Annotated in this window: 4 protein-coding genes; all 4 read right to left on the bottom strand. The window is 59.5% G+C overall.

Features of this window, described 5'->3' with window-relative positions; genetic code table 11:
• Positions 1 to 199: 199 nt before the first annotated feature.
• The 4 genes from PKH29_11560 to obgE all read right to left on the bottom strand — a co-directional run bounded on the left by PKH29_11560 (position 200) and on the right by obgE (position 5,018).
• Entirely contained in the window at positions 200 to 2,329 is a 2,130-nt protein-coding gene (locus PKH29_11560; protein HNX15473.1) for a PASTA domain-containing protein, read from the bottom strand.
• A 135-nt stretch (positions 2,330 to 2,464) separates the two neighbouring features.
• Positions 2,465 to 3,352 carry a YitT family protein gene (locus PKH29_11555; GenBank protein HNX15472.1) on the bottom strand — a complete coding sequence of 296 codons (888 nt, stop codon included), beginning with the start codon at positions 3,350 to 3,352 and terminating at the stop codon, positions 2,465 to 2,467.
• Positions 3,353 to 3,370: 18 nt separating this feature from the next.
• Positions 3,371 to 3,781, bottom strand: a complete 411-nt coding sequence (locus PKH29_11550) for a ribonuclease III domain-containing protein (GenBank protein HNX15471.1) — start codon at positions 3,779 to 3,781, stop codon at positions 3,371 to 3,373.
• Positions 3,753 to 5,018, bottom strand: a complete 1,266-nt coding sequence (obgE, locus tag PKH29_11545; protein HNX15470.1) for a GTPase ObgE — start codon at positions 5,016 to 5,018, stop codon at positions 3,753 to 3,755. Before obgE ends, PKH29_11550 begins: the two co-directional genes overlap by 29 nt.
• Between the last annotated feature and the right edge of the window lie 83 nt (positions 5,019 to 5,101).

The raw sequence follows: 5,101 nt of genomic DNA, 5'->3' as shown, positions 1-5,101 counted from the left end.
AACCCCCGGCGGTTTTGAAATACCGCCGGGGGTTTTAGTTTACAGAGGACGAACGGCAAGCGAACGAAGTTCGCTCTACACGGGAATAAACAGATCAAGTGGAGGTCAAGGTTTTTCAATGCGAACCGCGTTCGCTGGCGCACGGCGCACGCACGGCGCGTCAGGGATGCCGCGCCCTACAAAATTTATTTGAATTGCGTCAGCTCAGCGGGGTTACTATGTAGGACGTTGTGCCGTTCGGGCCGGGGACTGCTTGGACTGAGGCCGTCGGGATTTCGGCACCGCCGCGCGGGGTGGGGATAAACACCTGTGAGGTGGTTCCGTTCGGATAGGTGAGCGACGAGACCGTACCGTTGATTTTGATCGGGTCGGCTTGGAATATGTACTGAACGGTGCCGTTTGCGAGCAGGTTCTCGGTGACCTTGCCGTACAGCCGCTCGGGGGCCGGCGTGAAGATGCGGGTCGTGGTGCCGTCCGGGCCGATGACGTCCGAGGCGGTGCCTCCGCCGGGCGTCGGCGCGTAGACCCTTGCCATGGTGGGATTGCCCTGCTGGTCATAGCCGTAAGAGACGGTATAGGGGAGTTCATAGGGGGCTCTGACCAGATACCAGACCTTATTGCCCTTGACGTCGGTGGTGGCCGACACCGTGCCGTTGAGGATGACCGGAGCGGGCGTCATCCAAGCGCTGATCGTGCCGTCCGCGTTGGTGACGGTCGAGACCGGGCCTGAGGTGCGGTCGGCGGTGCCGTATAAAATGACGGTCGATTCGGCTTTGACGATGCTCTTCGCCGCGGTCGGGCAGTCCAGAACGATGCCGACGTCATAGGTGACGGCCGCGGTCGAGACGTAGCTCGCGTCGACTTCGACGAGATAGACGTCGAGGCCGAGATAGGTGAGTTCCTTGTAGACCTCGCTGAGCGGGCGGCCGAGCACCGACGGCATGACGATGTATTCGGGGCCGCGGCTGACGGTCAGAACGACCGTGGTCAGGCCGGGCGACGGGGTGTTCGGGTCGGGGCTCTGTTTCATGACGATGTTGCGCGGGTAGGTGTCGTTGAACGCGGAATACTGGACCTGGAAGGTGAATTTTTGGCTTGCGCCGTATAAATCCATGACGTCGGAGAGCTTGAGGTTCAGCAGGTTCGGCACGTTCATGACGGCAAGCTCGGAGCTCGTCTGCGGAATGCTCGAATAGACGCGGCTCTGAGCGGAACTCGTCGGCCTCCAGTTCGCTTTGAACACGTTGACGTCGAAGACAAAATAGAGCGCCGCGACGGCGATGCCCGCGAGCAGCACCAAAGATGCCGCGAACACGCCGATGACGAAGCGCGTCTTCGCGTATTTGCCCTCTTTTTGGGGCTGGCTGTCCGAAAGCTCCGGCGCCGGGACGGCCTCGCCCGAGAGCGCGGCGCGCAGTTCCATCATCGTGGGAAAACGCTTCTCCGGGTCGCGGCTCAGCCCTTTGAAGAGGGCCGAGACAGCGCAGGCGGGGACGTCGCGGGGGAACAGGGAAGCGAAATTGTCGCGGTTGGCGCGGGTATATTTTATGCCCGTGATGCAGCGGAACATCAGCGCGCAGGCCGAATAGACGTCGGCGGTGCGGTCGGGGTAGGGGGTTCCGGTGAACTGCTCGGGCGCGGCGTAATCGTCGGAGATGTTGATTTGGACGCCCTTGCCGTTGATGCGGGCGGAAGGCACCGAAAATCCGCGCAGGCGGATGCTGCCGTCGGAGGCGATGAGCACCGTCGATTCGTCGATGCCGCGGTGCACAAGGCCGTGGAGGTGGAGCATTTCGAGTTCGGAGATCAGGATGTCGAAAATCGGGCGGACTTTTTCCCAGGCGGCATGACCGGAACCGCGGAACGCGTCGGCGACTTCAACCATCGCCATGCTCTCATCGATGATGACCACAAAATAATTCGTGCCGTTGCCCTCAAAGATGTCGCAGACCGAGACGACCGGGCTCTGCTCCGCCAGTTTGACGAGCTTGTGCGCCATGTCGACAAAGTCCTCGCGCAGTTCGGCGATCAGATCGACTTTGTCGGGACGGAAGACCGCGGTGACGCCGTCATCGGAGCGGCTCATCAGGTTATGGACGAAAAACTCCGTGATCTGGACGATCCTGCCGGTGCGCAGGTCGAGCGCGGTATAAGTATAGCTGTCGCCGTCCATCCGGACGGTTCTGCCTACTTTGTAGCGCCCGCCCAGAAGCGAATCGTAGGGCAGTGCCGGCGGAAGTTGTCTCGCCTGCGTATTGAAGCCGCAGTTGGGGCAGACCGTGCCCCCGTCGAAGGCCTTCATGCAGTTGAAGCAGAAATTTCCCCTCATGATTTGAAAATCCTTTCGCAGCGTGTTTTCCCGGAGTTGATGGTGACGTAGTGCAGGGGCCGCGCCCGATATCGCCCGCGATGTCAATACGGCGTTGGCGCGGTGGCGGATGATATCCGCCCCTGCATGATCATATCATTTGTTTTCCCGGATTGATTTGAATCCTTCGCCGATCGTTTCGCTTGTGCTGCAGACGATGATAAAAGCCGATGGGTCGATTTCGCGGATGATGGCGCGCACCTTGGAGGTCTCGCTGTTTCGCAGCGCCGTCAGAATGATCTCTTTGTCCGCGTCGGTATAGGCGCCGCTGCCTTTTAAAAACGTCACGCCGCGCCCGATCTTCGCCATGATCTCTTTGGCGATCTCGCGCGGCTTGGCCGAGATGATAAAATAGGATTTTCCGTAGTCGATGCCGTAGAGCACCGTATCGGTCAGCCGGGAGTACGCATAGATTGTAATCAAAGAATACAGCGAATTATTGATATTTTTGTAGACCAGCCAGGTTCCGATTAAAATGACGCCCTCGATCATCAGAATCAGTTTGCCCATTTCCATATGGGCGTGTTTGAGTTTGATGAGCCGCCCGATGATGTCCACGCCGCCGGTTGTGCCGCCGCGCAGAAAAATCAGCCCGAGTCCCACGCCGCCGATGGCGCCCGCGAACAGGGAGGCGACGATCATCTCGCCGTGATAGGCCGGGAGCTTCAAAAATTCCAAAAGGTCGATCATCAGCGAAACCGAGAGCATTCCGACCGCGGATTTGAACAGCAGCCGTTTGCCGAGCATAAACGCCGCAAGCACAAACAGCGGGATGTTGAGGACGATGATGGTGATGCCGATCGGGAATTTGCCGCCCGACAGGTAACTGATCATGGTGGAGATGCCGGTGACGCCTCCGATGGAGATGTTGTTCGGCGCGGCGAAATACACCACCGAAAAACCCATCAGAAAGCTGCCTGCGAGAAAACCGAGAATATCCCAAACGATATTTTTAATTTTAGCGCTTTTCTCGGAACCGTCCAATTGTCAGACCTCCCGTTTTTAAAAACCGGATCCCACGAGTTCCATTATACGTGATTTTTGACCGGAAAGCCACAAATATCCCAAAAGTGCCTCAAAACCCGTGGCTTTTGCGTAATCGCCGAGCGACGCGCTTTTCGGGGCGGTCTTATGTTTCGCGTTTCTGCCCCGACGGTAGATCTGCTCTTCTTTTTCGGTAAGTAACGGCAAAATTTTAATTGCCGCAGCCGCCTGCGCGGACGCCTTGACGAATTCCTGCTTGAGGTCGTTGAGCTTTTCGAACGGGACTTCCGCTCCCTCGACCAGCTGCTCGCGCACGACGAGCTCATAGACCGCGTCGCCTAAAAACGCCAGCCGCGCAACGGGCATTTCATCCGGCGAACGGGCGGACTCGTAAAAACGGTTATCGGACGTACTCGAATTCAAAGTCATAAATGCTCACCGTATCCCCTTCCTGCACGCCCCGGCGCTCCAGTTCGTCGATGATGCCGCTCTGGCGCAGCACGCGCTGAAAATACTGCAGCGACTCGTAATCGTCCATATTGACCGAATTCAAAACACGCAGCAGCCACGGCGCATCGACAATGAAGACGCCCTCTTTGTTCGTGACGGTGAACGGGCGGTTGTTCTCGACTTTGAATTCGGGTTCCGGCTCGGGCTCGTAGACCTTGATGGACGGCAGCGTCGGCAGGGTTTTGAAAATATAATTCTTCAGCTCCGAAAGACCCGCGCCCGTGACCGCGGAAATCGGGAAGACCTCGAAGCCCTTGCTTTTCGCGTAGCCGCAGAAGTCGTCGAGCATCTCCGGGATGGCGCTGTCGGTCTTGTTGGCGGCGACGATGCGGGGCAGGGAGGCCAGCAGCGGGCTGTAGCGAGAAAGCTCGGAGCAGATGACGTCGAAATCGGATCTGGGGTCGCGCCCCTCGGTCGAGGCCGCGTCGACGAGCTGGATGAGCATCCGGCAGCGCTCGATGTGGCGCAGAAACTCATGCCCGAGTCCCGCGCCTTCGGCCGCGCCCTCGATGATGCCCGGGATGTCGGCCATGACGAAAGAGGCCTCTTCGGGGCCGTAAACGACGCCGAGATTCGGGCGCAGGGTGGTGAACGGATAATCGGCGATCTCGGGGCGGGCGTTGCTCATCGCGGAGACCAGCGTCGATTTGCCCGCGTTCGGGAAACCGACCAGGCCGACGTCGGCGAGCAGTTTCAGTTCAAACAGCACTTCGCGCGCTTCGCCCGGCGCTCCGGCTTTCGCAAAACGCGGGCACTGGCGCCTGGCGGTCGCGAAATGCCGGTTGCCCGCGCCGCCGCTTCCGCCCTTCGCGATGCGGACGGGTTCTTCGGAGGAGATATCGGCGAGCACGCGGCCGGTTTCGGCGTCTTTGACGACGGTGCCGACGGGCAGGGCAATGACGATGTCGTCGCCTTTTTTGCCGGCTCTGCAGCCGCCGTCGCCTTTTTCGCCGTCGGGCGCGCTGTATTTGCGTTTATAACGGAAATCGGCGAGGGTGGTCAGGTGCGTGTTTCCGACAAGCACAATGTCGCCGCCTTTTCCGCCGTCGCCGCCGTCGGGTCCCCCGTTGGCGACGTATTTTTCGCGGTGGAAGGTGACGGCGCCGTTGCCGCCGTTTCCGGCTTTTAAGGTGACTTTCGCGGTGTCAATAAACATAAAATCCTCGTTTGCAATTTGATGGTGTGGGAGGGGTGAATGTGGTGTAGGGGCGATTGGTCGGGCCGAGCCCGATAGCGCCC

The sequence above is a fragment of the Oscillospiraceae bacterium genome, from assembly GCA_035353335.1.
Taxonomy (GTDB): Bacteria; Bacillota; Clostridia; order Oscillospirales; family JAKOTC01; genus DAOPZJ01.
The sequence above is the reverse complement of the archived record's forward strand: the minus strand, read 5'-3'. Positions and strand labels throughout refer to the sequence as shown.